Source organism: Streptomyces sp. NPDC006372, assembly GCF_040612515.1.
GTDB lineage: Bacteria > Actinomycetota > Actinomycetes > Streptomycetales > Streptomycetaceae > Streptomyces.
Genome location: NZ_JBEXQJ010000011.1, coordinates 1 through 24194, shown reverse-complemented (window position 1 = coordinate 24194; position 24194 = coordinate 1). Strand labels below are relative to the sequence as shown.

General features: G+C 68.7%; 22 protein-coding genes and 1 riboswitch. Of the genes, 12 read left to right on the top strand and 10 right to left on the bottom strand.

Features of this window, described 5'->3' with window-relative positions; genetic code table 11:
* Nucleotides 1–8: 8 nt before the first annotated feature.
* The 3 genes from cydB to hisC all read right to left on the bottom strand — a co-directional run bounded on the left by cydB (nucleotide 9) and on the right by hisC (nucleotide 3832).
* Nucleotides 9–1001, bottom strand: a complete 993-nt coding sequence (gene cydB, locus ABZ016_RS18770; RefSeq protein ID WP_356917743.1) for a cytochrome d ubiquinol oxidase subunit II — start codon at nucleotides 999–1001, stop codon at nucleotides 9–11.
* Between the two features lie 20 nt (nucleotides 1002–1021).
* Nucleotides 1022–2530: a cytochrome ubiquinol oxidase subunit I gene (locus ABZ016_RS18765; RefSeq protein WP_356917742.1), complete on the bottom strand. Its 1509-nt coding sequence runs from the start codon at nucleotides 2528–2530 to the stop codon at nucleotides 1022–1024.
* A gap of 222 nt (nucleotides 2531–2752) precedes the next feature.
* A complete protein-coding gene (gene hisC, locus ABZ016_RS18760; RefSeq protein WP_356917741.1) occupies nucleotides 2753–3832 on the bottom strand; it encodes a histidinol-phosphate transaminase in 1080 nt (359 codons plus the stop codon).
* Between the two features lie 431 nt (nucleotides 3833–4263).
* Here hisC and ABZ016_RS18755 point away from each other — a divergent pair, with 431 nt between their 5' ends.
* From ABZ016_RS18755 to ABZ016_RS18745, 3 genes are all read left to right on the top strand, one after another.
* Nucleotides 4264–5376 carry a LacI family DNA-binding transcriptional regulator gene (locus tag ABZ016_RS18755; protein WP_356917740.1) on the top strand — a complete coding sequence of 371 codons (1113 nt, stop codon included), beginning with the start codon at nucleotides 4264–4266 and terminating at the stop codon, nucleotides 5374–5376.
* 280 nt (nucleotides 5377–5656) lie between these two features.
* Nucleotides 5657–6748 (top strand): metallophosphoesterase, encoded by a 1092-nt coding sequence (locus ABZ016_RS18750; RefSeq protein WP_356917739.1) that lies wholly within the window; start codon nucleotides 5657–5659, stop codon nucleotides 6746–6748.
* Between the two features lie 183 nt (nucleotides 6749–6931).
* On the top strand, nucleotides 6932–7798 hold the full coding sequence (locus ABZ016_RS18745) for a hypothetical protein (protein ID WP_356917738.1): 867 nt from the start codon (nucleotides 6932–6934) through the stop codon (nucleotides 7796–7798).
* 960 nt (nucleotides 7799–8758) lie between these two features.
* On the opposite strand, the gene thiC is transcribed toward ABZ016_RS18745, so the two are convergent.
* Nucleotides 8759–10543, bottom strand: coding sequence for a phosphomethylpyrimidine synthase ThiC (thiC, locus tag ABZ016_RS18740; protein ID WP_356917737.1), 1785 nt, complete (start codon nucleotides 10541–10543; stop codon nucleotides 8759–8761).
* Nucleotides 10536–10725, bottom strand: a riboswitch (TPP riboswitch). It overlaps the preceding gene by 8 nt.
* 72 nt (nucleotides 10726–10797) lie before the next feature.
* On the opposite strand from thiC, the gene ABZ016_RS18735 reads away from it, so the two are divergent.
* Nucleotides 10798–12441 carry a YibE/F family protein gene (locus tag ABZ016_RS18735; RefSeq protein WP_356917736.1) on the top strand — a complete coding sequence of 548 codons (1644 nt, stop codon included), beginning with the start codon at nucleotides 10798–10800 and terminating at the stop codon, nucleotides 12439–12441.
* A 169-nt stretch (nucleotides 12442–12610) separates the two neighbouring features.
* Here ABZ016_RS18735 and ABZ016_RS18730 read toward each other — a convergent pair whose 3' ends face one another.
* The 4 genes from ABZ016_RS18730 to ABZ016_RS18715 all read right to left on the bottom strand — a co-directional run bounded on the left by ABZ016_RS18730 (nucleotide 12611) and on the right by ABZ016_RS18715 (nucleotide 14880).
* A complete protein-coding gene (locus ABZ016_RS18730) occupies nucleotides 12611–13045 on the bottom strand; it encodes an SsgA family sporulation/cell division regulator (protein ID WP_356917735.1) in 435 nt (144 codons plus the stop codon).
* A gap of 98 nt (nucleotides 13046–13143) precedes the next feature.
* The gene (locus ABZ016_RS18725; protein WP_356917875.1) at nucleotides 13144–13878 is read right to left on the bottom strand and encodes an IclR family transcriptional regulator C-terminal domain-containing protein; all 735 of its coding nucleotides are present in this window, start codon (nucleotides 13876–13878) and stop codon (nucleotides 13144–13146) included.
* Between the two features lie 317 nt (nucleotides 13879–14195).
* Entirely contained in the window at nucleotides 14196–14408 is a 213-nt protein-coding gene (locus ABZ016_RS18720) for a DUF5326 family protein (protein WP_003991465.1), read from the bottom strand.
* 154 nt (nucleotides 14409–14562) lie between these two features.
* On the bottom strand, nucleotides 14563–14880 hold the full coding sequence (locus ABZ016_RS18715) for a cupin domain-containing protein (RefSeq protein ID WP_184560493.1): 318 nt from the start codon (nucleotides 14878–14880) through the stop codon (nucleotides 14563–14565).
* A gap of 60 nt (nucleotides 14881–14940) precedes the next feature.
* On the opposite strand from ABZ016_RS18715, the gene ABZ016_RS18710 reads away from it, so the two are divergent.
* The 5 genes from ABZ016_RS18710 to ABZ016_RS18690 all read left to right on the top strand — a co-directional run bounded on the left by ABZ016_RS18710 (nucleotide 14941) and on the right by ABZ016_RS18690 (nucleotide 18742).
* Nucleotides 14941–15318, top strand: coding sequence for a phage holin family protein (locus ABZ016_RS18710; protein WP_356917734.1), 378 nt, complete (start codon nucleotides 14941–14943; stop codon nucleotides 15316–15318).
* A gap of 6 nt (nucleotides 15319–15324) precedes the next feature.
* Nucleotides 15325–15816, top strand: coding sequence for a low molecular weight protein-tyrosine-phosphatase (locus ABZ016_RS18705; protein WP_356917733.1), 492 nt, complete (start codon nucleotides 15325–15327; stop codon nucleotides 15814–15816).
* Nucleotides 15813–17033, top strand: coding sequence for a cystathionine gamma-lyase (locus ABZ016_RS18700; RefSeq protein ID WP_356917732.1), 1221 nt, complete (start codon nucleotides 15813–15815; stop codon nucleotides 17031–17033). Before ABZ016_RS18705 ends, ABZ016_RS18700 begins: the two co-directional genes overlap by 4 nt.
* 197 nt (nucleotides 17034–17230) lie before the next feature.
* The gene (locus ABZ016_RS18695; protein WP_356917731.1) at nucleotides 17231–18136 is read left to right on the top strand and encodes a LysR family transcriptional regulator; all 906 of its coding nucleotides are present in this window, start codon (nucleotides 17231–17233) and stop codon (nucleotides 18134–18136) included.
* Nucleotides 18137–18259: 123 nt separating this feature from the next.
* Entirely contained in the window at nucleotides 18260–18742 is a 483-nt protein-coding gene (locus tag ABZ016_RS18690; RefSeq protein ID WP_356917730.1) for an NUDIX hydrolase, read from the top strand.
* Between the two features lie 12 nt (nucleotides 18743–18754).
* Here ABZ016_RS18690 and ABZ016_RS18685 read toward each other — a convergent pair whose 3' ends face one another.
* Nucleotides 18755–20245 carry a globin domain-containing protein gene (locus ABZ016_RS18685; protein ID WP_356917729.1) on the bottom strand — a complete coding sequence of 497 codons (1491 nt, stop codon included), beginning with the start codon at nucleotides 20243–20245 and terminating at the stop codon, nucleotides 18755–18757.
* Nucleotides 20246–20802: 557 nt separating this feature from the next.
* On the opposite strand from ABZ016_RS18685, the gene ABZ016_RS18680 reads away from it, so the two are divergent.
* Nucleotides 20803–21669 carry a GNAT family N-acetyltransferase gene (locus ABZ016_RS18680; RefSeq protein ID WP_356917728.1) on the top strand — a complete coding sequence of 289 codons (867 nt, stop codon included), beginning with the start codon at nucleotides 20803–20805 and terminating at the stop codon, nucleotides 21667–21669.
* Between the two features lie 108 nt (nucleotides 21670–21777).
* Here the strand turns inward: ABZ016_RS18680 and ABZ016_RS18675 are convergent, their stop codons facing one another.
* A complete protein-coding gene (locus ABZ016_RS18675; protein WP_356917727.1) occupies nucleotides 21778–22986 on the bottom strand; it encodes an MFS transporter in 1209 nt (402 codons plus the stop codon).
* A gap of 142 nt (nucleotides 22987–23128) precedes the next feature.
* Here ABZ016_RS18675 and ABZ016_RS18670 point away from each other — a divergent pair, with 142 nt between their 5' ends.
* Entirely contained in the window at nucleotides 23129–23593 is a 465-nt protein-coding gene (locus ABZ016_RS18670; protein WP_356917726.1) for a MarR family transcriptional regulator, read from the top strand.
* Between the two features lie 54 nt (nucleotides 23594–23647).
* Nucleotides 23648–24100 (top strand): GNAT family N-acetyltransferase, encoded by a 453-nt coding sequence (locus ABZ016_RS18665; protein ID WP_356917725.1) that lies wholly within the window; start codon nucleotides 23648–23650, stop codon nucleotides 24098–24100.
* The last annotated feature ends 94 nt before the right edge of the window (nucleotides 24101–24194 follow it).

Below are 24194 nucleotides of genomic sequence, written 5' to 3'. Positions count from 1 at the left end.
TGCACGGGCTAGGCGATGTGCTGCGTACCGATGCGCTTGCGGAACACCCAGTACGTCCAGCCCTGGTAGAGCATCACGACCGGCGTGGCGATCGCCGCACACCAGGTCATGATCTTCAGCGTGTACGGGCTGGACGAGGCGTTGGTGACCGTCAGGCTCCAGTCCGGGTTCAGCGTCGACGGCATGACGTTCGGGAACAGCGTCAGGAAGAGCATCGCCACCGTGGCCACGATGGTGAGTCCCGACAGGGCGAACGCCCAGCCCTCGCGGCCCGCCCGGGCCGCGACGAGCGCGACGAGGAGCGATGCCACGGCCGCGACCAGTGCGACGAGCGACGCACCGTCGCCCCGGTCGGCCTGCGTCCACACCAGGAAGGCGAGGGCCAGCCCAGCAGTCAGCGATCCGACCCGCAGCGCCAGCTTCCGCGCCCGCTCCCGGATCTCACCGACGGTCTTGAGCCCGACGAACACCGTCCCGTGGAAGGTGAACAGCGCCAGCGTGACCAGACCGCCCAGGAGCGCGTACGGGTTGAGCAGATCCAGCACGCCACCGGCGTAGTTGAAGTCCTGGTCGATCTTCACGCCGCGCACGATGTTGCCGAAGGCCACACCCCACAGGAACGCGGGGATCAGCGAGGTCCAGAAGATCGCCGTCTCCCAGTTGCGCTGCCAGTTCTCCTCGGGCCGCTTGGCACGGTACTCGAAGGCCACCCCCCGGACGATCAGGCAGACCAGGATGAGCAGCAGGGGCAGGTAGAAGCCGGAGAAGAGCGTGGCGTACCACTCGGGGAAGGCGGCGAAGGTGGCACCGCCCGCCGACAGCAGCCACACCTCGTTGCCGTCCCAGACGGGGCCGATCGTGTTGATCAGCACCCGCTTCTCGGGCCGGTTGCGGGCCAGCAGCCTCGTGAGCACACCGACCCCGAAGTCGAAGCCCTCCAGGAAGAAGTAGCCGGTCCACAGGACGGCGATCAGGACGAACCAGACGTCGTGCAGTTCCATGACTGTGCAGCTCCCTCGGCCTAGTAGGAGAAGGCCATCGGCTTGTCGGCGTCACGGGAGTCGCCGCCGATCTTCGTGGGCGGGTTGAGGTCGGCCTCGGTGAGCTCGGGCGGGCCCGCCTTGACGTACTTGACCAGCAACTTGACCTCGACGACGGCGAGGATCGCGTACAGCGTGGTGAAGACGATCATCGAGGTGAGGACCTCGGCCTGGGAGACACCGGGGGAGACCGCGTCACGCGTCTGGAACAGCCCGTAGACGACCCACGGCTGGCGGCCCATCTCGGTGAAGATCCAGCCCCAGGAGTTGGCGATCAGCGGGAAGCCCAGCGTGAGGATCGCCATGCGCCAGTACCACTTGGTGAGGGTCGGACCGAGCGCCTTCTTCGGCAGCAGGACGAGATGCGGCACCTCGTCGTCGCCCACCCTCAGGTGCTGCGGCAGCATGAACTTCTTGCGGGTCAGCCAGAGCCCGGCCATGCCGAGGGCGAACGACGTCATACCGAAGCCGATCATCCACCGGAAGCCCCAGTAGGCGACAGGGATGTTGGGCCGGTAGTCGCCGGGCCCGTACTTCTCCTGCTCGGCCTTGTTGACGTCGTTGATGCCGGGCACGTACGAGGTGAAGTCGTCCTTGGCGAGGAAGGACAGCAGGCCGGGGATCTCGATGGCGACCTTGTTGTGTCCCTTGTCGACGTCGCCGACGGCGAAGACCGAGAAGGGCGCCGGCTTCTCGCCGTCCCACAGCGCCTCGGCCGCGGCCATCTTCATGGGCTGCTGCTCGTACATGATCTTGCCGAGCACGTCGCCGCTGATCGCGGTGAGCATGCCGCCGATGACGACGGTGACCAGGCCGAGCCGCAGCGAGGTCTTCATCACGGGCACGTGCTTCTTGCGGACCAGGTGGAAGGCGGCGATGCCGACCATGAAGGCACCGCCGGTCAGGAAGGCCGCTGCGAGCGTGTGGAAGGCCTGGGCGAGGGCGGTGTTCTGGGTGAGCACCAGCCAGAAGTCGGTGAGCTCCGCCCGCCCCTTCGCACCGTTGATCCGGTAGCCGACCGGGTGCTGCATCCAGGAGTTGGCCGCGAGGATGAAGTACGCGGACAGGATCGTGCCGATCGAGACCATCCATATACAGGCCAGGTGGATCTTCTTGGGCAGCTTGTCCCAGCCGAAGATCCACAGACCGATGAACGTGGACTCGAAGAAGAAGGCGATCAGGGCCTCGAACGCGAGCGGCGCGCCGAAGACGTCACCGACGAAGCGCGAGTAGTCCGACCAGTTCATGCCGAACTGGAACTCCTGCACGATGCCGGTGACCACACCCATCGCGATGTTGATCAGGAAGAGCTTGCCCCAGAACTTCGTCGCCCGGAGGTACTTCTCCTTCTCCGTCCGCACCCAGGCGGTCTGCAGCCCGGCCGTGAGCGCGGCCAGTGAGATCGTCAGGGGAACGAACAGAAAGTGATAGACGGTGGTGATGCCGAACTGCCATCGCGCCAGCGTCTCCGGCGCCAAAGCCAGGTCCACGTCGCCGCTCCTTACAACCGCTTGTGAAAGCGTTCACATTCACAAGCCATTATGCAGCACGCACTTTCGAGCCCGTAAGGGGGTCCCCTGTCACAGTCAACCCCTGGGCACGAACTTCAACACACCGTTGAATGCGCATGCCGCCTCGCACAGACCGCGCGAGGTCCCGGGCCGCCTCGACGGCAGCCCGGGACCTCGACGCCTGAGCCGGCGCGCGCAGCCCTACAGCTCCTTGTGGAAACCTTCCGCCACCTTCAGGAAGATGTCGTTCGCCTCGGTCTCCCCGACCGTGACCCGCACACCCTCGCCCGGGAACGGCCGGATCACCACGCCCGCCTGCTCGCACGCCTCCGCGAACGCGACCGTGCGCTCCCCCAGCCGCAGCCACACGAAGTTGGCCTGGGTCTCGGGCACCGTCCAGCCCTGAGCGCGCAGCCCGTCGACCACGCGCGTGCGCTCGCACACCAGTGATCCGACCCGCCCGAACAGTTCGTCCTCGGCCCGCAGCGAGGCGATCGCCGCCTCCTGCGCGAGCTGACTCACACCGAACGGCACCGCCGTCTTGCGCAGCGCCGCGGCCACCGGCTCGTGGGCGATGGCGAACCCCACGCGCAGACCGGCGAGCCCGTACGCCTTGGAGAAGGTCCGCAGGACACAGACGTTGGGCCGGTCGCGGTAGAGCTCCACACCGTCCGGGACCTCGGGGTCGCGGATGAACTCGCGGTAGGCCTCGTCCAGCACCACCAGCACGTCACCGGGGACCCGGTCGAGGAAGCGTTCCAGCTCCGCGCGTCGCACGACCGTTCCGGTCGGGTTGTTGGGGTTGCAGACGAAGATCAGCCGGGTCCGGTCGGTGATCGCGTCGGCCATGGCGTCGAGGTCGTGCACATCACCCGACGTCAGCGGTACCTGCACCGACGTCGCGCCACTGATCTGCGTGATGATCGGGTACGCCTCGAAGGACCGCCAGGCGTAGATCACCTCGTCGCCCGGACCGGAGGTGGCCTGGATCAGCTGCTGGGCGACCCCCACCGAACCAGTGCCGGTGGCCAGGTGGGCGAGGGGCACGCCGAACCGCTCGGACAGCTCGTTCATCAGCGCCGTACAGGCCATGTCCGGGTAGCGGTTGAAGTTGCAGGCCGTCGCCGTCACGGTCTCCATCACACCCGGCAGCGGCGGATAGGGGTTCTCGTTGGAGGACAGCTTGTAGGCCACCGGCCCGCCGGCCGCCGCGGGCTTGCCCGGCTTGTAGGTGGGGATCCCCTCCAGCTCGGCGCGCAGCTTCGGGCTCGTCTCGCTCACCGCAGTCCTCCTCGCGAAGACCGGCGGCCCATGACCGCCGCCGACATCCAATACTGCTCACCTTATGAGGATTCGGCGCCGCTGCGTATAGCCGAGGCGGACCCGCGAGCGCCGGCCTCCCGTATCCCTCAGGCATCAGGGGCACCGCTGTACGAAGGCGTACGAATACGGGGGCGCGCCTCGCATATATCTACGCGCCGGTGGTGTACGCCGTGGCGCGCATCCCCCGTGCAGGTGAGTTGAGACCTCTTCGCAACATCGACCCCTTGGCAGGTCCGCACGCGTCGACACGCCACGTACTGCCATGGGAGCGCTCAACCCCCTTGGTTTCCCAAGCAATTGGGGTTAAATGATCATGCAGAAACGTGCCTGTCAACGCGTGCATATGCGTCCGCACTACCCCACCGCATGAGCCCTACTATCGGCTCGCCATGACAGCAGCAGGGAAGCACCAGGTGAGCCGCGCGGAAACCTCACGACGAGGCAGCCGGCCGGGTCGGGCGGGTATCAGAGACGTGGCCGCCGCCGCCGGAGTCTCCATCACGACCGTCTCCGACGCCCTCAACGGCAAGGGCCGGCTCCCGGACGCCACCCGGCGCCACGTCCGTGAGGTCGCCGACCGACTGGGCTACCGCCCCTCGGCCGCCGCCCGGACCCTCCGTACCGGCAAGTCGGGACTCATCGGCCTGACCGTGACCACGTACGGGGATGAACCTTTCACCTTCACCGAGTTCGCGTACTTCGCCGAGATGGCGCGAGCCGCCACCTCCGCCGCACTGGCCCGCGGCTACGCCCTGGTCATCCTCCCCGCGACCTCCCGCCACGACGTGTGGTCGAACGTCGCCCTGGACGGCACGGTCGTCATCGACCCCTCCGACCAGGACCCGGTCGTCAGCGAACTCGTCCGGCAAGGTCTGCCCGTCGTCTCCGACGGCCGCCCGGCCGGCTCCCTGCCGGTCACGGCCTGGGTCGACAACGACCACGAGGCCGCCGTCCTCGGCATCCTCGACCACCTGGCCGCCGCCGGCGCCCGCCGCATCGGCCTGCTCACCGGCACGACCACGGACACCTACACCCACCTGTCGACCACCGCCTACCTGCGCTGGTGCGAGCGCGTCGGCCAGGACCCGGTGTACGAGGCCTACCCGGCGCACGATCCGTGCGCGGGCGCCGTCGCCGCCGACCGGCTCCTCGCCCGCCCCGACCGGCCCGACGCGGTCTACGGGCTGTTCGACCCGAACGGCACCGACCTGCTCGCCGCCGCCCGCCGCTACGGCCTGCGCGTACCCGACGACCTGCTGCTGGTCTGCTGCAGCGAGTCCACCGTGTACGCCAACACCGAGCCGCCCGTCACCACGCTCTCCCTGAAGCCCCGCCGCATCGGCACGGCGGTGGTGCAGCTCCTGATCGACGCCATCGAGGGAGTGGAATCGGACCACACGGTCGAGCAGGTGATACCGACGGAGCTGATCGTGCGTACCTCGTCCCAGCGACGCTCGCCGCGCACGACGGTCAGCCCGCCGCGGTCACCCGAGCAGACGTAGGCACCCTCCCCGGTCGGGGGGGGGCAGGCGCCCCCTGGGGAGAAACGGGGCCGGTCCCCCGCAGAGAAGGGATCGTTCTCGCGAAGAGAAGGCGAGCGAGGACGGTCACACGGCGGTCAAAGCCCGGCCCAATCGGGGCGAAAGCCGCGGTGAACTGGACTCTTGCTCTGATTCACCACCCCTGGGTCATCACACGGCGCGATCCGCATTCCTATGATGGGCCCACGACACCCACGGGCCGCTACGACCAGGCAGTCCGATGCGGTGCAGATGCGGCGCGATGGTGGAGGGGTCGATGACTCAGGGGGCCGGTCAGGGACCCGAGGCGGAGCGGACGGCGACGTTGCGCGACTTCCGGGTGCCCGCGTACGTCAACGAGGCCGGTCCGTACGTCCACAGCGCCCACCCCGGCGACGTAGCCCCACCGCCCTCGGAGACCTACCCGGAGGGGTACACGCCGACCGAGCGTGACCTCCCCGTCATCAACCGGGGTGACACTGTCCAGGTGACCGTCGATCCCGAAACCGCCGCGACCCCGCAGGCGAACACCGGCCAGGGACCGCTGTACGTCGTGGGCGACGTGCACGGCTACCTCGACGAGCTGGTGGGCGCCCTCCAGGAGAAGGGCCTGCTCGACGCCGCCGGCCACTGGTGCGCGGGCACCGCCCGGCTCTGGTTCCTCGGCGACTTCACCGACCGCGGCCCGGACGGCATCGGCGTCATCGACCTGGTGATGCGGCTGTCCGCCGAGGCCGCCGCCGCCGGCGGCTACTGCAAGGCCCTCATGGGCAACCACGAGCTGCTGCTGATCGGTGCCAAGCGGTTCGGCGACACCCCGGTCAACTCCGGCGCGGGCACCGCCACCTTCCAGGCGGCCTGGCTGCTCAACGGCGGCCAGAAGACCGACATGGACCGCCTCCAGGACCACCACCTGCAGTGGATGTCCCGCCTCGACGCCGTCGAGGAGGTCGACGGCCACCTGCTCGTGCACTCCGACACCACCGCCTACCTCGACTACGGCCGCTCCATCGAAGAGGTCAACGACACCGTCCGCGAGACGCTCACACGCAACGACGCGGACGAGGTCTGGGACCTGTTCCGCAAGTTCACCAAGCGGTTCTCCTTCCGCGACGAGGGCGGCGCGGACGCCGTCCGCTCCCTGCTCGATACGTACGGGGGCACCCGCATCGTTCACGGGCACAGCCCGATCCCCTATCTGCTGGGCGAGGTCGGCTCCGAGGACGACGAGGACAACAGCGACCCGGTCATCGAGGGACCACACGTCTACGCCGACGGACTCGCCATCGCCATGGACGGCGGGGTGACCATGGCCGGAAAGCTGCTGGTCCAGCAACTCCCACTGGGTACGTGAACGTTCACCGGGCAGGCGTTCCCCGTCACAGGACCGGACCGGTGAGGGGCCAATTTCGGTAAACCCCCTGTCACCGCCCACCTCCACGGCTCTACCATCGGCTTATCCGTAGCAGGCTCCCCTCCGTTTCTGCCCGACGGCTCGTCAGCATGCCGAGCCCCAAGCCCTACGGAGCATCGGGGGATGCACATGAACAGCGTTCCGCAGCACCTGCTGAGCGAGGACCGCCAGGAATACGAGCGGATCCTCGATGAGGCGCTGCGCTCCGCACCACACCGTCCGGAACTCGCCGCTGTCGGACAGCGGCTCAACTCCGAACAACTGCGCACCATGGCGCTGAACGCCACCGCGATCATCACGGCGGCCGCGTCGACCGAGTACCAGCACTACGTCAAGGTCCGCGACGAACTGCGCCAGCCGGTGCGGTCCGGCCAACCTGCCGTGCGCGAGTCCGGCTCCTCCGAGCCGGGCACAGGCGCCGCGGGGTTCGCCGCGACCATGGGGGAGGTGGCCGAGACCGCCGGCGCGGGAGCCGTCGCCGTCGTCGCCGTCCTCGCGCCCGTCCTGGCCGGCACCGCCGCCGCGATCTTCCTGCTCGTCGGCTACATCCTGCAGATGCTCAACCCCGAGCAGGCGTTCGCCCGGACCATGCTCACCACGGGCTGGGTGTTCGGCGCCGTGACCGCCATCGCGATCCTCGTCGCCGCTGTGGGTCTGCTGCTCACCGCCCTGCGCAACAAGCCGACGGCCGAAGGCGGTCCGCACGGCGAGCTGCAGGGGGAGGTGGACAAGGCCAGGGAGGCCTGGCGGGAGGCGCTGCTGGAGCGGGGCGTCCTGCCCTTCTTCCGGGAAGCCCTCGTCGACCCTGACGCGGCGGCCGCGCTGCACCATCCGTCCTCGTCCGCACCGGTCAGCCGTATGCCGCACCTCGGATACGACCGCCCGGGTTTCACCAGCCCGGAGGAGGGCCGGCGCGGCTCGCGGCCCAGCTTCAGCAGTCCGGACTACAGCAGCCCGGACTTCGGCGGGCCGGAGCACCAGCCGGAGTAGCCGGGGGCCACCGGTCCCCGGCCCCGGTGTGCGCCGGTGTCAGTCCGGCTCGATCTCGTCGCGGCTGCCGCCGTGTTCACGGCGGAATGTCCGTGGATGCGCCCCCTCATGCGATCGAGCAGCGGCGTCAAGCGCCTCGTTGTACCAGCTCCCCCATTCGCGCGCGATCAACTGGTGTGCGCCCACCGGTGACCGACCCGAAGCGCACCGGACACGACCCCGACCGTGCTCAAGATCATTGGGGCGCGGCGAGACCAGGCCCAAACAGCTGCGGGCTACTCCCACGAGGGAGCAGCCCGCTCACATTGAGGCACGGCCGTCGCGCGCTGACGGCCGTGCAGGTTGGGTACTACGCACATAGGTTCTAACTACAAGATTTCGAAGAGGTGCAAGAAATACTCAATGATCCGGCGAGCGGGTGGCTCGTAGGTTGGATTCAAACTCATTCGGATCGTTTCGTGAACTGCCAACAAAGCAAGAGTGACTTGACAATATGAATTCAGAATTTGGATTCTTCGAACATGCGGACGAATGCGTCGCTCTCCACGCCGAGCAGCCCGCCAGATGCGCCCTACTCCGTGTCGGGCAGCACGTGCCGCTCTACAGATGAGGCCCCAAGTGGCCTGTGCGGTACGCCAGATGAAGGAGCACAAGGTGGCCATGGTCGTTCTGAGATTTCGTAGCATGTACGCCTCATTTCTTTGGGTCTGAGCGTTTTACAGGTCATGGCAAATACCTTCCTGAGTGAGCACCCGGTTCTGGAGTGCTAGCCCATGCACACGTGCAGCAGTGGGCGTCATCTATGCGCGTAGTTCCCGCCCCATGAGCGTGCCGGTATTGGCACGTCAGGTCAAGAGGCGCATTTGCGTCAGCGCGCGCCCCCTTGGGAGATAGAACAAGTGCGCTCCCCTGCTCAGGCCGGAGCCCGGGGGGAGCGCACCATGTCGAGTTGAGTGTGTGTCAGTCGACAACCGGCAGGTACACCCGGTTCCCGCTCGCGGCGAACTCCTTCGACTTCTGGGCCATGCCCTCCTCGATCTCGTCGCGACTGCCGCCGTGTTCACGGCGGATGTCCTGTGAGATCTTCATGCTGCAGAACTTGGGCCCGCACATCGAGCAGAAGTGAGCCGTCTTGGCGGGCTCCGCGGGCAGCGTCTCGTCGTGGAACTCTCGAGCCGTGTCCGGGTCGAGGGCGAGGTTGAACTGGTCCTCCCACCGGAACTCGAAGCGGGCGTCGGACAGCGCGTCGTCCCACTCCTGGGCGCCCGGGTGCCCCTTGGCGAGGTCGGCGGCGTGAGCGGCGATCTTGTAGGTGATGACGCCGGTCTTGACGTCGTCACGGTTGGGCAGGCCCAGGTGCTCCTTGGGCGTGACGTAACACAGCATCGCCGTGCCCCACCAGGCGATCATCGCGGCGCCGATGCCGGAGGTGATGTGGTCGTAGGCCGGGGCGACGTCCGTGGTCAGCGGGCCGAGCGTATAGAACGGAGCTTCATCGCAGATCTCCTGCTGAAGGTCGATGTTCTCCTTGATCTTGTGCATCGGCACGTGTCCCGGGCCTTCGATCATGGTCTGTACGTTGAAACGCTTGGCGATCGTGTTGAGTTCTCCGAGCGTGCGCAACTCGGCGAACTGCGCCTCGTCGTTGGCGTCCGCGATCGAGCCGGGCCGCAGGCCGTCGCCGAGCGAGTACGTGACGTCGTACGCGGCGAGGATGTCGCAGAGCTCCTCGAAGTTCTCGTAGAGGAACGACTCCTTGTGGTGCGCGAGGCACCACGCGGCCATGATCGAGCCGCCGCGAGAGACGATGCCGGTCTTGCGGTTCGCCGTCAGCGGCACGTACGCCAGGCGCACACCCGCGTGGACCGTCATGTAGTCCACGCCCTGTTCGGCCTGCTCGATGACCGTGTCCTTGTAGATGTCCCAGGTCAGTTCCTCGGCGCGGCCGTCGACCTTCTCCAGGGCCTGGTAGAGCGGCACGGTGCCGATGGGCACGGGGGAGTTGCGCAGCACCCACTCGCGGGTGGTGTGGATGTTGCGGCCGGTGGACAGGTCCATGACCGTGTCGGCGCCCCAGCGGGTCGCCCAGGTCATCTTCTCGACCTCTTCCTCGATGGAGGACGTCACCGCCGAGTTGCCGATATTGGCGTTGACCTTCACCAGGAACCGCTTGCCGATGATCATCGGCTCGATCTCCGGGTGGTTGACGTTGGCCGGCAGCACGGCCCGGCCGGCGGCGATCTCATCGCGGACCACCTCGGGCGAAACGTTCTCCCGGATGGCCACGTACTCCATCTCGGGCGTGATCTCGCCCCGACGGGCGTACGCGAGCTGTGTGACGGCCTTTCCGTCCCTGCCACGGCGCGGCAGGCGCGGCCGGCCAGGGAAGACCGCATCGAGGTTGCGGAGACCGCCGCGCGGTGAGGTGTGCTTGATGCCGTCGTCCTCGGGGCGGACCGGCCGGCCCGCGTACTCCTCGGTGTCGCCGCGGGTGATGATCCAGTTCTCGCGCAGCGGCGACAGGCCCCTGCGGACGTCGGTGTCGACGAGCGGGTCGGTGTACGGGCCCGATGTGTCGTACAGCGTGACCGACTGGCCGTTGGTGAGGTGCACCTGACGGACCGGCACCCGCAGGTCGGGGCGGCTGCCCTCGACGTACGCCTTGTGCCAGCCGATGGACTTCCCGGCCTCCTGGGACTTCTCGTCCTGAACGGAGGCAGGCGTGCGTGCGTCCTTGTTGGTCATGAGACCTACTCCCTACGCCGGCATTACCCGGTAACAGGTTCGGCGGTCGACGCAGCGGCTTCCGTCTGCCGACGTTTCGTGTGAAACATCACTCGACTTCGGTGATGTTTCATGTGAAACATCGCAGGGACGGAGGTCAGCGCCCTCTCAGCCCGGTGCTCCGAGCTCCCGCGTGTACAAAAGGTGCCTCCACGCTAGCGGCAATTCTGGCGCGGTGAACAGAGGGCCCCCCTCCTTCTTGCGATGATCGGTCGGTGACCACGACGCAGCGTCCCCCGTACCCACCGCCCGAACCGCCCCGCGGATCCGGCGCGGGATTCAGCAACGGCCGTGGAGGCGACCACGATTTCGCAGCCGGGGCCGGTGGGAGCGCGGGCCATGGTCCCGGGAGCGGCGGTGAACCTGGTTCCGGCCCCGGCGGCTGGCACGATTCCGGCGGCGACGGGGGCTACGGCACGGGCGATGGTCCTGACCGAGGGACCGGTCCCGGCCACAGCCATGGGCACGGCCACGGACAGGGACACGGTGGGGACAACGGCCAGGGCGGGGGCGACGGTCACGGTCACGGGTCCGGCTCCGCGCCCGGTGGCGGACACGGCCACGGGCACTCGCACAGCCACAACCACGGTCCGGCCACGCCCGTCTCCATGCATCTGCGCAAGATCATCGCAGCGGTACTGATCCCGTTCGCCGCGGCGGTACTGATCGGTCTCGCCGTGCTGTGGCCGGGCGGCGCTCCCTCGCACGAGCGCAGCGGCGTCGGCTTCGACCGGCAGACCCAGGAGGCCTCGGTCACCAAAGTGGTCGAGGTGAGCTGCAAGGCGGCCGGCTCCTCCGGGGTCCCGCCGACGGGCGACACCTCCACCGCCGAGGGCTCCTCCGCGGCGCAGCAGGAGAGCGGCACCTGCAAGCGGGCCACGATCCGGGTCGACAGCGGCAAGGACAAGGGCCGCACCTTCACCGAGATCATTCAGCCCGACCAGTCCCGTCAGTTGCACGAGGGCCAGAAGGTCGTGGTCGCCTACGAACCCTCGGCGCCGAAGGATCTGCAGTACTCGGTGACCGACGTCAACCGGCGTCTGCCCATGGCGCTGCTGGCCGGCATCTTCGCGCTCGCCGTGGTGGTCGTCGGGCGCCTGCGGGGCGTCATGGCCCTCGTCGCGCTGGCCATAAGCTTCCTGGTGCTGAACCTCTTCATCCTGCCCGCGATCCTCCAGGGCTCGAATCCGCTGGTCGTGGCCGTGGTGGGTGCGAGCGCCATCATGCTCATCGCGTTGTACCTGTGCCATGGCCTGTCCGCGCGGACATCCGTGGCGGTGCTCGGCACCCTGGTCTCGCTGCTGCTGATCGGCGTTCTCGGCTCGGTGTTCATCGACTGGGCCGCGCTCACCGGCAACACGGATGACAACACCGGCCTGATCCACGGCCTCTATCCGACGATCGACATGAGCGGTCTGCTGCTCGCGGGCGTCATCATCGGTTCGCTGGGTGTGCTCGACGACGTGACGGTCACCCAGACGTCCGCGGTCTGGGAGTTGCACGACGCCAACCCGTCGATGGGCTGGCGCGGACTGTACCGAGCGGGCATCCGGATCGGCCGTGACCACATCGCCTCGGTCGTCAACACGCTGGTGCTCGCCTACGCGGGTGCCGCACTGCCGCTGCTGCTGCTCTTCTCCATCGCGCAGAGCAGTGTGGGGACGGTCGCGAACAGCGAGATCGTCGCGGAGGAGATCGTGCGCACGCTGGTCGGTTCGATCGGCCTGGTCGCTTCGGTGCCGGTCACCACGGCGCTCGCGGCGCTGGTGGTCTCGGCCGACCGCCCGGGAGCGGAGTCGGCCGCGGAGGCCGCCACGGTCCCGGCGCGCGGGGGGAGGGGGCGGCGGCGTAAGCGCTGACGTCTTCGGACCGATGACGCCGCTGGGGCGAAGACGCCTGAGGGGCTTGTGAGTCCCCGCTGGCCCCTCCGGTGCCGAGAGGCCAGGTGCCTGTCGCAGGGAGAAGCGTTCCTGCGCGGCTCGGCGGCATCCGGGGAAGCGTTACTCCAGCGTGCCGCCCACGGATGTCTCACCCGGCGCCCTGTTCCGCGAGGATGCGGTCCAAGGCTTCGTCGAGATGGGCGTCGAAGTCGGCGAGCGAACCCTCCTGGCCCAGCGGTACCAGTTTGTCGGTGCGGTCCAGGAAAGCGAGGAGTGGTGCCGTCGACGACCGGAACAAGGCCTGGTCGCTGCCCACCTGAAGCCGGATCAGCACCTCGCCCAGCGAGTCCGGTTCGACGGGCGTGACCCGCACATCGCCCTCGCCGCACGGCCGGCCGACGCCGTCGATCAGCAGCTCCCGGCCAAAAGCCCAGGTCACCGGGGCGTCACCGGGCAGGTGGAACGTCAGCCGGACGGCATAGGGATCACTTGTCTCATAGCGCAGCTCCACCGGAATGCGGAAGGAGAGCTCATCGGAGACGAGGAAGCTCATCATGACCTCTGCCTGTACGGACTCGCGCATCGATAACCCCGTCATTCGCCTGGACTGGCCGGGAACGAACCTCTGACACTTGGTGGAATCTTGCTGAACGTACACAGCAGATCACAAGGAGTGAGTTTTCACATACTGATAGAGAGTGCCAGCGATCCGAGTCGCCGCCCGATCTCGCCCTGCAACTGCCGGGCCGCGGGCAGCAGCCGGTCCGCCTGGTGGGCGGGCAGCGAGATGGCCATCGTCGCGGCCGTGGTGCCGAGGGTGAGCGGAACCGCCGCGCAGACCGTCCCCAAGGCGTACTCCTGACGCTCCGTCACCGGTTCCATCCGCCGCGTCCGCTCCAGCCGGCGGAGCAGGCTGTGGTTGTCGCGCACCGTGTACGGCGTGAGCGGCTGCACCGGATAGCGGTCGAGGTGGTCCCGGCGGGCGTCCTCGTCCAGCTGGGACAGCAGGCACTGCCCGATGGCGTGCGCGTGCCCGGTCTCCCGGAAATCGGCCCACTCCTCGACCGCCGGACTGGCCGGACTGTCGGAGACGCAGACGAGCTCGATCTCGCCCTCGCGGTACACCGCGTAGTACACGGGGACGCCGAGCGCGTCCCGCCAGTGCGCGAGCGCGTCGACGATCGTGCTGCGACGTTTCTGCCGCGCCCCGCTGCTGCTCAGCCGCTCGGCCGCCTCGCCGAGGAAGAACAGACCCTTGTCACGGCGCAGATAGCCCTCGTGCACGAGGGTGCGCAGCAGGTGGTACGTCGTGGGCAGCGCGAGCCCGGTCTCACGGGCCAGTTGTTTGGCGGGAGCGCCGTACTCGTGCCCGGCGACGGTCTCCAGCAGGCGCATCGCCCGCTGGACGGAGCCGATGAGGGTCGCCGGGGGCGGTGGTGCGGCGGGAGGCGGCTGCTCGGGGCGCGCCGCCGAGCGGGGTTGCGCGGGAACGGTGTGCAGGTGGACCGGTGCGGTGTCAGCCGGGGTCAAGGGTCACTCCCGAAGCGCGAGGGGGCAGCCCGTGCCGATGAACACGGGTGGGGATAGCCGCTCGCGGGGATGTCCCCGCGTCGAGTTCCGGACTCTATTCGTCTGCCACCGCGCACAGACGGCCTGGCCGCGAAACTTCCCCCGGCCGAGGGAACCGGTGATTCCAGGCGTTTCCCGCTACCCCCACCGGTTTCCCACCGGTCTCACCAGTCGCTGCGCGACGAGGAACTCGAGGTGAACTTCCGTACGACGTAGATCAGTCCACCGACCAGCGCCACGAAGACCAGCACCTTGAAGAGCAGGCCGATGACGAAGCCGACGACACTGGCTATCAGCCCGCCGAACACGACCAGGGCGATGACCGGCACCGCGACCCACTTCACCCACCACGGCAGTCCCGCGAAGATCTCTCGCATCGCCCTCGTCCTTACCTCTCCGCCCGTTCGAGTGCCGGGTCCTGTCGATCCTGATGTCCTGCACTCGATGCTAGGTCCGTGCAGGGGTCCAACGGGGGCCTCGCATCCCTTGTCCTCCCCTGACCGAACCCCTAGGGAACCCCGAGACGCTTCGTCAGCTCTCGGGCGGAGAGAACACCACCAGGACCCTCAGGTCTTCGGTGATGTGGTGGAACTTGTGGGCCACACCCGCCGGAACGTAGATCACGCTGCCGCGCGCCACCTGCGTCGTCTCCAGACCCACGGTGATCGCCGCACGGCCGCTCACAACGAAGTAGACCTCGTCCTGATTGTGCGGCTTCTGTGGATCCTGCTCGCCCGCATCGAGGGCGTACAGGCCGACCGACATGTTCTGCTCGCGCAGAAACTGCAGGTAGGCGCCCTCGTTGGCGGCGCGCTCCGCCTCCAGTTCGTCCAGCCGGAATGCCTTCATCGCCTAGTCCGCCCCTGCCTCTAGTGCCCGTACCCGATCAGGTCTGCAACGATCAGACACATGAAGAATTTCGTAGTCAAGACGATTGCCAATGCGGGCGCCTTGGCGGTCGCCGTATGGCTGCTCGACAAGATCACCCTGACCGGTGACAACAAGGGCAAGGAGTTCGCCACTCTGATCATCGTGGCGCTGCTCTTCGGCCTGGTGAACTTCCTGGTCAAGCCGTTCGTCAAGCTCCTCAGCCTGCCGCTGCTGATATTGACGCTGGGCCTCTTCACCCTGGTCGTCAACGCGCTGATGCTGCTGCTGACGTCGTGGCTGGCGGACCAGCTCGATCTGAGCTTCCACGTGGAGGGCTTCTGGACGGCCGTCCTGGGTGGTCTGATCATCTCGGTCGTCTCCTGGGCGCTGCACGTCGTCCTGCCCGACGGGGACTGAGCGCACATGACGTACCGCGTCTGTTTCGTCTGCACGGGCAACATCTGCCGCTCCCCGATGGCCGAGGCCGTCTTCCGCGCCCGCGTGGCGGAGGCCGGGCTCGACGGCCTGGTCGAGGTCGACAGCGCCGGCACGGGCGGCTGGCACGAGGGGGACGGCGCCGATCCGCGTACGGTGGCGGTGCTGGAGGAGAACGGCTATGCCCTCAGCCACACGGCCCGGCAGTTCCAGCCGTCGTGGTTCTCCCGCCTGGACCTGGTCGTCGCCCTCGACGCCGGGCACCTCAGGGCCCTGCGCCGTATCGCACCGACGGAACAGGACGCGCGGAAGGTGCGGCTCCTTCGTTCGTACGATCCCGCCGCCGGCGACGACCTCGACGTACCGGACCCCTACTACGGAGGCGCGGACGGCTTCGAGGAGTGCCTTGAGATGGTGGAGGGAGCGAGCGCCGGTCTGCTCGCCGCAGTGCGTGAGGACGTGGAGGGAAGGGTGGCATGAGCGAATCCGCGAGGGGTGACGCGAACCGGACGCCGGGCGAGGCCGCCCCGGGGACGGGTGACGCGAGCCGGGTGACACGTGTCGCCCACGCGGCGGGCACCGGTGACGGCACGCGGGCGGTGCGGGCCGGGCTGCCCGAGCCGGTCAAGTACGAGCCCACCCTGCCCGGACCGGTGTTCGCGGCCCACTTCCACCTGCCCGGCGACCCGGCCGGTCCCTACACCTACGGCCGGGACGAGAACCCGACCTGGACCCTGCTGGAGCACGCCGTCGGCGAGCTGGAGGCGCCGGGCCAGGACGGTACCGAGACGCTCGTGTTCGCCTCGGGCATGGCCGCCATCTCGGCGGTGCTCTTCTCCCAGCTGCGCACCGGCGACGTCTGCGTCCTGCCCGACGACGGCTACCAGGCGCTGCCTCTGGTGCGTGCCCAGCTGGAGGCGTACGGCATCGAGGTGCGCACCGCGCCGACCGGCGGCGACGCCCAGCTCGACGTCCTCGACGGCGCGAAGCTGCTGTGGATCGAATCCCCGTCGAACCCGGGACTCGACGTGTGTGACATCAGGCGGCTCGCCGAGGCGGCGCACGCGCGCGGTGCTCGGGTGGCCGTCGACAACACCCTCGCGACACCGCTCGGTCAGCGCCCCCTGGAGCTCGGTGCCGATTTCGCGGTGGCCAGTGGCACGAAACAGCTCACGGGACACGGCGATGTCCTCCTGGGCTATGTCGTCGGCCGCGACAGCGAGGCCATGGCCGCCGTGCGCCGCTGGCGCAAGATCGTCGGCGCGATCCCCGGGCCTATGGAGGCCTGGCTCGCGCATCGTTCGATCGCGACCCTTCAGATGCGCGTCGACCGGCAGTGCGCGACCGCCCTCACGGTCGCCGAGGCACTGCGCGAGCGCCCCGAGGTGACCGGGCTGCGGTACCCCGGACTTCCCGACGACCCCTCTCACAAGATCGCCGCGCAGCAGATGCGACGCTTCGGTTGTGTGGTGTCGTTCACACTGCCCACGCGCGCGCGTGCCGACCGTTTCCTCGAGGCGCTGCGGCTCGTGGACGACGCCACGAGCTTCGGCGGAGTGCGGTCCACCGCCGAGCGGCGCGGGCGCTGGGGCGGGGACGCGGTGCCGGAAGGCTTCATCCGCCTGTCGGTCGGCGCCGAGGACCCGGAGGACCTCGTGGCGGACGTGCTGCGTGCGCTGGACGCGTCGGCCGCCTGACCGGCCTTCTGCGGACGGTCCGAGCCTCCCCCCTCATGGCTCGGACCGTCCTCCGGTTCCGCGCGCAAGAACCGCGCGACCAAGGCTAGTTGACTCTCTGTCAGTGTCCAATCACAGTAGCGACAGAGACCTATCGACTTATTTATAGTTAGCGCGGTCGGGGGCCGGGAGCGTGACCGAAGAGGGGAGAGTGCGCAGTGGATCTGGCCTTGCTGCGGACCTTCGTGACCGTGCACCGGGCCGGTTCCTTCACCCGCGCCGCCGCCCTGCTGGGCCTTTCGCAGCCGGCCGTCACCTCGCAGATAAGGACGCTGGAGCAGCAGCTGGGCCGCCCTCTGTTCCTGCGGCAGGCCCGCGGCGTGACCCCGACGAGCATCGGCGACGAACTCGCCCACAAGGCCGCACCGCATCTCGACGCCCTGGTCGAGATAACCGAGACCGGCCTCGACGACGACTCCTCCTTACGCACGCTGCACCTCGCCGGTCCTCCGGAGTTCACCGCTGAACGGGCCCTGCCCGCGCTCACCGCACTGATCGGCGAGGACGGCCCGGGCTTCGCCCTGCGTGCCTCCTTCGGAAACGCCGAGGAAACACTGGAAGGGCTTTCCGCCGGGCATCACGATCTGGCCATCAGCACGGCCCGGCCACGCGGCCCGCTGCTCACGGCGACTGCGCTCTGCGACGAGGAGCACGTCCTGGTCGCCGCCCCGCACTGGGCCGAACAGATCGGCGCCGGACAGCCGGAAACGAAGCCGGAGCCGGCCCTTGAACAGGTGCCCGTGGTGGAGGTACACGAGTCTCTGCCCTTCGTCTCCCGATACTGGGCCTCCGTCTTCGACTCTCGCCCGGCTGCCCCGGGCACGGTCATCGTCCCCGACCTGCGGGCGGTGCTGGCGTGTGCGATCGCGGGCGCGGGCCTGGCGGTGCTGCCGCGTTACCTGAGCACCGGCGCGTTGGAGCGGGGGGAGGTCGTCGCCCTGCACGAGCCGGCGGTGCCGCCACTGCGCACGTACTTCCTGGTGGTACGGACCGGGACACTCGCGATGCCCCACATCGCACGGGCCCACGAGTGGTTGCAGCGGGCCTCGGCCGACTGGTGCTGAGGCGCCCGGACGGGGGTGCCGGCCCATCCCGGATCGGCAGTACGCACAGAGCCTCACCCTGGGGGCTCGGCCGGTCACATTTCGCGATGTTTCACGTGGAACCAGCGGGGCCACATTTCTCCCATGACCGTCCGACCCGTGGTCAAGCGCACCGCCCGCGCCGTTCTGCTGGACGGTGACGACCTGATCCTGATCAAGCGCACCAAGCCGGGCGTGGATCCCTACTGGCTCACTCCCGGCGGCGGGGTCGAACCCGATGACCCGACCGTCGTCGACGCCCTGCACCGCGAGGTGTACGAGGAGCTGGGTGCGAAGATCACAGACGTGGTGCCCTGCTTCGTGGACACCGTGGAGCACATCGGAGACGACGGCGGTGCGACCGGTGTGAAGGTGCAGCACTTCTTCGTCTGCCGCCTGGAGTCCATGGACCCCTCCCTCCGGCATGGCCCCGAGGTGGACGAGCCGATCGGCGAGTACGAGATCGTGCGGGTTCCGTTCACCCGGGTCGGCATCGCCTCAGTCCATCTCGTCCCGCTGTCGCTGCGGCACTACCTGGACGGCAACATCGAGGGCGTACGCGCCATGCACGCTCCCGACCTGGGCTGATCCAGGCGATGCTCACGACTCGATGGCGATGAGTTCCGCGACGGAGTCGTGCCGTATGCGCTCCGACGGGATGCCGATGTCCCGCAAGGTGTCCACACCGCTGCGGATCATGCCGGGTGGGCCCGACAGGTAGGCGACGTACTCGTTCCAGGGTCCGTAGGCCCGCACCGCGTCCGGAAGCTGCTGGTGCGCCAGCTGGTCGATGATCGCGCGGACCGAGAGCCAGGGGTGGGACTGCTGGAGGCGGAGCATGGTGTCGATGTCGTACAGGTCCTGGTCGGTGCGAGCACCGTAGAAGACCTCGACCGAACGGCGCCCCCCGTGCTCGGCGACGTCCTCGACCATCGCCTTGATGGGCGCGATGCCGGTACCGCCGCCCAGGCAGAGCAGCCCGCTGTCGGTGGTGTGGTCCACGGTCATGGAACCGACGGGCGGGCCGAGCCTGATGATGTCACCGGGGCGGGCCCGGTGTACCAGGGCATTGGAGACCCAGCCCGCCGGGACGGCCTTCACATGGAACGACAGCAGACCGTCGGAGCGGGGCGCCGAGGCGAAGGAGTAGTGCCGCCAGATCCGGGGCCACCACGGGGTCTCCAGGCTCGTGTACTGCCCGGCGAGGAAGGGGTACGGCTGGTCGGGGCGGACGGTGATGACGGCGACGTCCGGGGTTCTCAGCTCGTGCGTGACGATCTCGGCGTACCACCAGGCCGGGGCCCGCAGCTCGTCCGCGGCCGCCGCGTCGATCATGATCTGGGAGATCGTGGTGTACGTCCGCACCCAGGCCGCCTCCATGTCCTCGCTCCAGACCCCGGCGGCGTACTTGCTCAGCGCACCGATGAGGCACTCGCCGACGGCCGGGTAGTGCTCGGGCCGCGTTCCGTACTTCCGGTGGCCCCTGCCGAGGTTCCGCAGGTAGTCGACGAGGACGTCGGTGTTGTCGATGTGCTCGGCCGCCGTGAGCAGCGCCCTGAGCAGCCGGTCCCGCTGGGTGTCCATCGCGGCCGGGAACAGCGGCCTCAGGTCGGGGTGGCGGACGAAGAGCAGGGCGTAGAAGTACGACGTGACCTTGTCGGCCACGGGGGTGACCTCGGCCATGGCACGGCGGATCAGGAGGGCGTCCGGGGACGCCGCCTCGGCCGGTGGGGCAGAGGCGGCCGACGTCGAGGGCGACGGCATGGTTACTTCCCGCTGAACGGGAACACGTTGCTCGGCGGGGGGAGCCGAGGTGAGCGTGGATATCGCCTGCCGGGACTCACCCTCCTGCTGCGGCTGCCCGGCGCCCGCGCTGCCGGCCGTCGAGGGGGGCGGCACCGCCGTGCCCTCCCCCCGCTCTTCCGGATCGGTCGTGGGACGGCCCGCCGGCCCTGCCGCGTCCGGTCGATTCCCTTCGTCCGGGGCGGATTCGCTGCCCTGGCTCGGCGTCGGCTTGTTGCGGGGGGTGAACCAGCCGCCTCCGCCGCCAGAAGTGCCGTTGTCGGCCGACGTGGTGGTCGGAGCGTCCATGGTGTGCCTCGCCTCGAGCATCTTTCGGTCGGTCTGCGCACTTCCCGGGTCGGAAGGTGCCTGCTTTCCCCCGTGGACGGACTGCGTTCCCATCCGTCTGGTCGCGGCCAATGCGGCCACATTCAACCTGTGTTTCGGCTCTGTACGGACAAGTAAGGCGAGAGTGTGACATTGGCCGCAGTACTCTCGCTCGAGCTTTCCACCCGTCAGGGCGGCTCGGTCGCATATCCGGAAACGTAGGTCTTCGATCTCTCCGTCCGGTTAGGCTGCATTGCTCTGCACACGGCCCGTGCGGAACGGGTCACCCGCCCCGAAAGCGAACCGGAGTCGACCCTACCGGCCACCGCTGTGCACACAAGTCCCCCCTTCCCCCCTCACGAATGAGGGCACGGCGCGAAACGCCAGCACCGTCATTCCCTGGGTGCGCGCCCGCGTTTCACGTGAAACGTCCACCGTCTGTCCACTCGCTGTGCGCTCGGCCACGACTGGCCAAAAGCTCGTGTGCGTCCGGGGAAAGAGGTGGACGTCAAGGGCCCTCGTCGGACAGCCTGACCTGCGTGCCGACTCCTTCCCTTGCCTCTTTGCCCATCCGCCGTCTGACGCTCCGCGATCTCGCCGCCTGCGCCGACTTGTCCGAGGACCGGGGGTGGCCACGGGAGGAGCACAAGTGGGGTTTCCTCCTCACGGCCGGGAAGGGCTACGGCATCGATGACCCCGACGGCGGCCTCGTGACCGCCTGTGTGGTCACCGAGTACGGGCCCCAGGATCACCCCGCCCTCGCGGCGATCGGCATGGTCCTGGTCGCCGAACGGCACGCTCGACAGGGCGTGGGACGCCGGCTGATGCACCACGTCGTCTCGGCCATGGGCACCACACCCGTCACCCTGCACGCGACGCCGTACGGCCGTCCCCTCTACGAGGAGCTCGGCTTCAAGGTCACGGGGCGAGCGGAGATGGTGTGCGGGCCCTTCACACCTGGTGGGCCGCGGCCGACGGTGGCGACCCGCGCCGCGACCGCCGAGGACCTCGCAGCGATCCTCCGCCTCGACGAACAGGCTTTCGGGACCGACCGTACGCACATCGTCACCCGACTGCCCGCCTTCGCCGACCAGTTGCGCGTGGCTGAGGAGGACGGGCGGGTCATCGGATACACCGCCGCCTGGCCGAACATGGACACCCAGGTCGTCGGCCCGCTCATCGCGCGCGACACCTCGGTGGCCCAGGCGCTCATCGCCTCCCTCGCCGACCACACCGACCGACCGCTGCGCACCGACATCGACGTGCGGCACACCGAGCTGCTCACATGGGTGAAGGAGCGCGGTCTGGCGTCCATCGCCTTCAACTCGGTGATGTCGTACGGGATCACCGAGCTGCCCGGGGACTGGAGGCGCCGGTTCGCCCCGGTCACGGTCGCCGCGGGCTGACGAGCCCGGACACGAGAACGCCGGCTCTCCGGAGTCCGGGGAACCGGCGACATCTCGCGGTGGTGCTGATCCGGCCGATGGGGGCGGTGAGCCCGGCAGCCCGGTTGCTCAGTGGTGGACGGCGGTCCGCTGCTCGGTCGGCGCGGATCCCGTGACCACGGTGCCGGTGCCACCGGCGCGGCGCTCCAGGCCGGCCGAGAGGAGGGCCAGCAGCAGGGCCCCCGCGGCGAGGGTGGCACCGACCCAGTTGGGGGCGGTGTAGCCGAAGCCCGCCGCGATCACGAGACCACCGAGCCAGGCGGACAGCGCGTTCCCGAGGTTGAAGGCGCCGATGTTCACGGCGGAGGCCAGCGTCGGGGCGCCGTGCGCCTGGTCGAGGACCCGCTTCTGCAGCGGCGGGACCGTGGCGAAGCCCAGTGCGCCGATCAGCGCGATCGTGACGGCCGACAGCACCTTGTTGTGCGCGGTGAGGGTGAACAGCGCGAGGACGACGGCCAGAGCGCCCAGGGAGACGTACAGCATGGGCATCAGGGCGCGGTCGGCGAACTTGCCGCCGACGAGGTTGCCGCCGACCATGCCGAGGCCGAAGAGGACCAGCAGCCAGGTGACGGAGCCGTCGGCGAAGCCGGCGATGTGGGTCATCATCGGCGCGATGTAGGTGATGGCCGCGAAGACGCCGCCGAAGCCGAGGACCGTCATCGCCATCGCGAGCAGCACCTGCACGTTCTTGAAGGCGGCCACTTCGTGCCGCAGGCGTACACCCTCCGGCTTGGGCAGGTCGGGGATGAGCCGGGCGATGCCGATCAGGCCGAGCACACCGAGGGCCGCGACGATGCCGAAGGTCACACGCCAGCCGGCTGACTGCCCGACCAGGGTGCCCAGCGGGACACCGACGACGTTCGCGACGGTCAGACCGGTGAACATCATCGCGATCGCTCCGGCCTTCTTGTCGGGGGCGACGAGATCAGCCGCGACGACCGAGCCGATACCGAAGAAGGCGCCGTGGGCCAGCGAGGCCACGATCCGGCCGATCAGCATCACGGCGAAGGCCGGGGCGAGGGCCGAGAGCAGGTTGCCGACGATGAACAGGCCCATCAGCAGCATCAGCATGCGCTTGCGGGAGACCTTGGTGCCCAGAACGGTCATCAGCGGGGCGCCGAGCATGACACCGAGCGCATAGCCGGTCACCAGGTATCCGGCGGTCGGGATGGAGACCCCGTAGTCGCTCGCGACCTCGGGCAGCAATCCCATGATCACGAACTCGGTCGTTCCGATTCCGAAGGCCCCGATCGCGAGGGCCAGAAGCGCGAGAGGCATGGAGGGGTACACCTTCCCAAAGGTTGCAGGAGCGCTTTGCCTGCGACCACAATAGTTGCGTACGCGGGCTATAAGCAAACGCCGTCAATTGCGGTCCTGCTCTATCCTGGACGTCAGCCGCTCCGGGACGGAGGAAACGCCAATGACAGCGACGGACCCCGCACTCACCGCTCTCGCCCAGGGCTGGTGCGCCCTCTCCCTGCTGCACGGGAAGATCGAGGCCCACATCGAGCGCGCTCTGCAGGGCCGGCACGACCTGAGCGTGCGCGAGTACTCGCTGCTGGACGTACTCAGCCGTCAGCACGACGGGGACGGGGGCCATCTGCAGATGAAGCAGGTCGCCGACGCGGTCGTCCTCAGCCAGAGCGCCACCACGCGTCTCGTGACCCGGCTCGAGGACCGCGGGCTCCTGGAGCGTTACCTCTGCCCCACCGACCGCAGGGGTATCTACACGAACGTCACCGAGGCGGGCCTCGCGTTGCTGGAAGAGGCACGGCCGACCAATGACGCCGCCCTGCGCGAGGCCCTCGACGAGGCGGCGAAGAACCCCGAGATGGCTCCGCTCGTCCGGGTCGTGGAGACGCTGAAGGCACCGGTGCCCGCGTAGGACGGCTCGGCTCCGGGCGCGTACACCGCGGCCGTCTCTGCGTAAGGTGCGGCCATGGGAGATCTTGAGATACGACCCGCGACCGCCGACGACGTCCCAGCGATCGTCGGCATGCTCGCGGACGACCCCCTGGGTGCGCAGCGCGAGTCACCGGACGACCTGAGCCCTTACCTGGCCGCGCTGGAGCGGCTCCGCGCCGATCCGAACCAGCGCCTGGTCGTGGCGGTCCGCGAAGGCCGCGTCGTCGGCACGCTCCAGCTCACGATCATCCCCGGGCTGTCCCGACGCGGTGCGACCAGGTCCGTCATCGAAGCCGTACGCATCCATGCCGACGAGCGCGGCAGCGGCCTCGGCACACAGCTCATCGAGTGGGCGATCGACGAGTCCCGGGACCTGGGCTGTCAGTTGGTCCAGCTGACCTCCGACACCTCACGCACCGACGCCCACCGCTTCTATGAACGGCTCGGTTTCACCGCCTCCCACGTGGGTTTCAAGCTCGCGCTGTGACCGCTGTGACGGCTGTGACCGCTGTGGGAGGGTGCGCTGTTTCACGTGAAACAGCGCAGCCCGCGTCGTCCGGCGAGGTGGCGGAGCTGTGCGT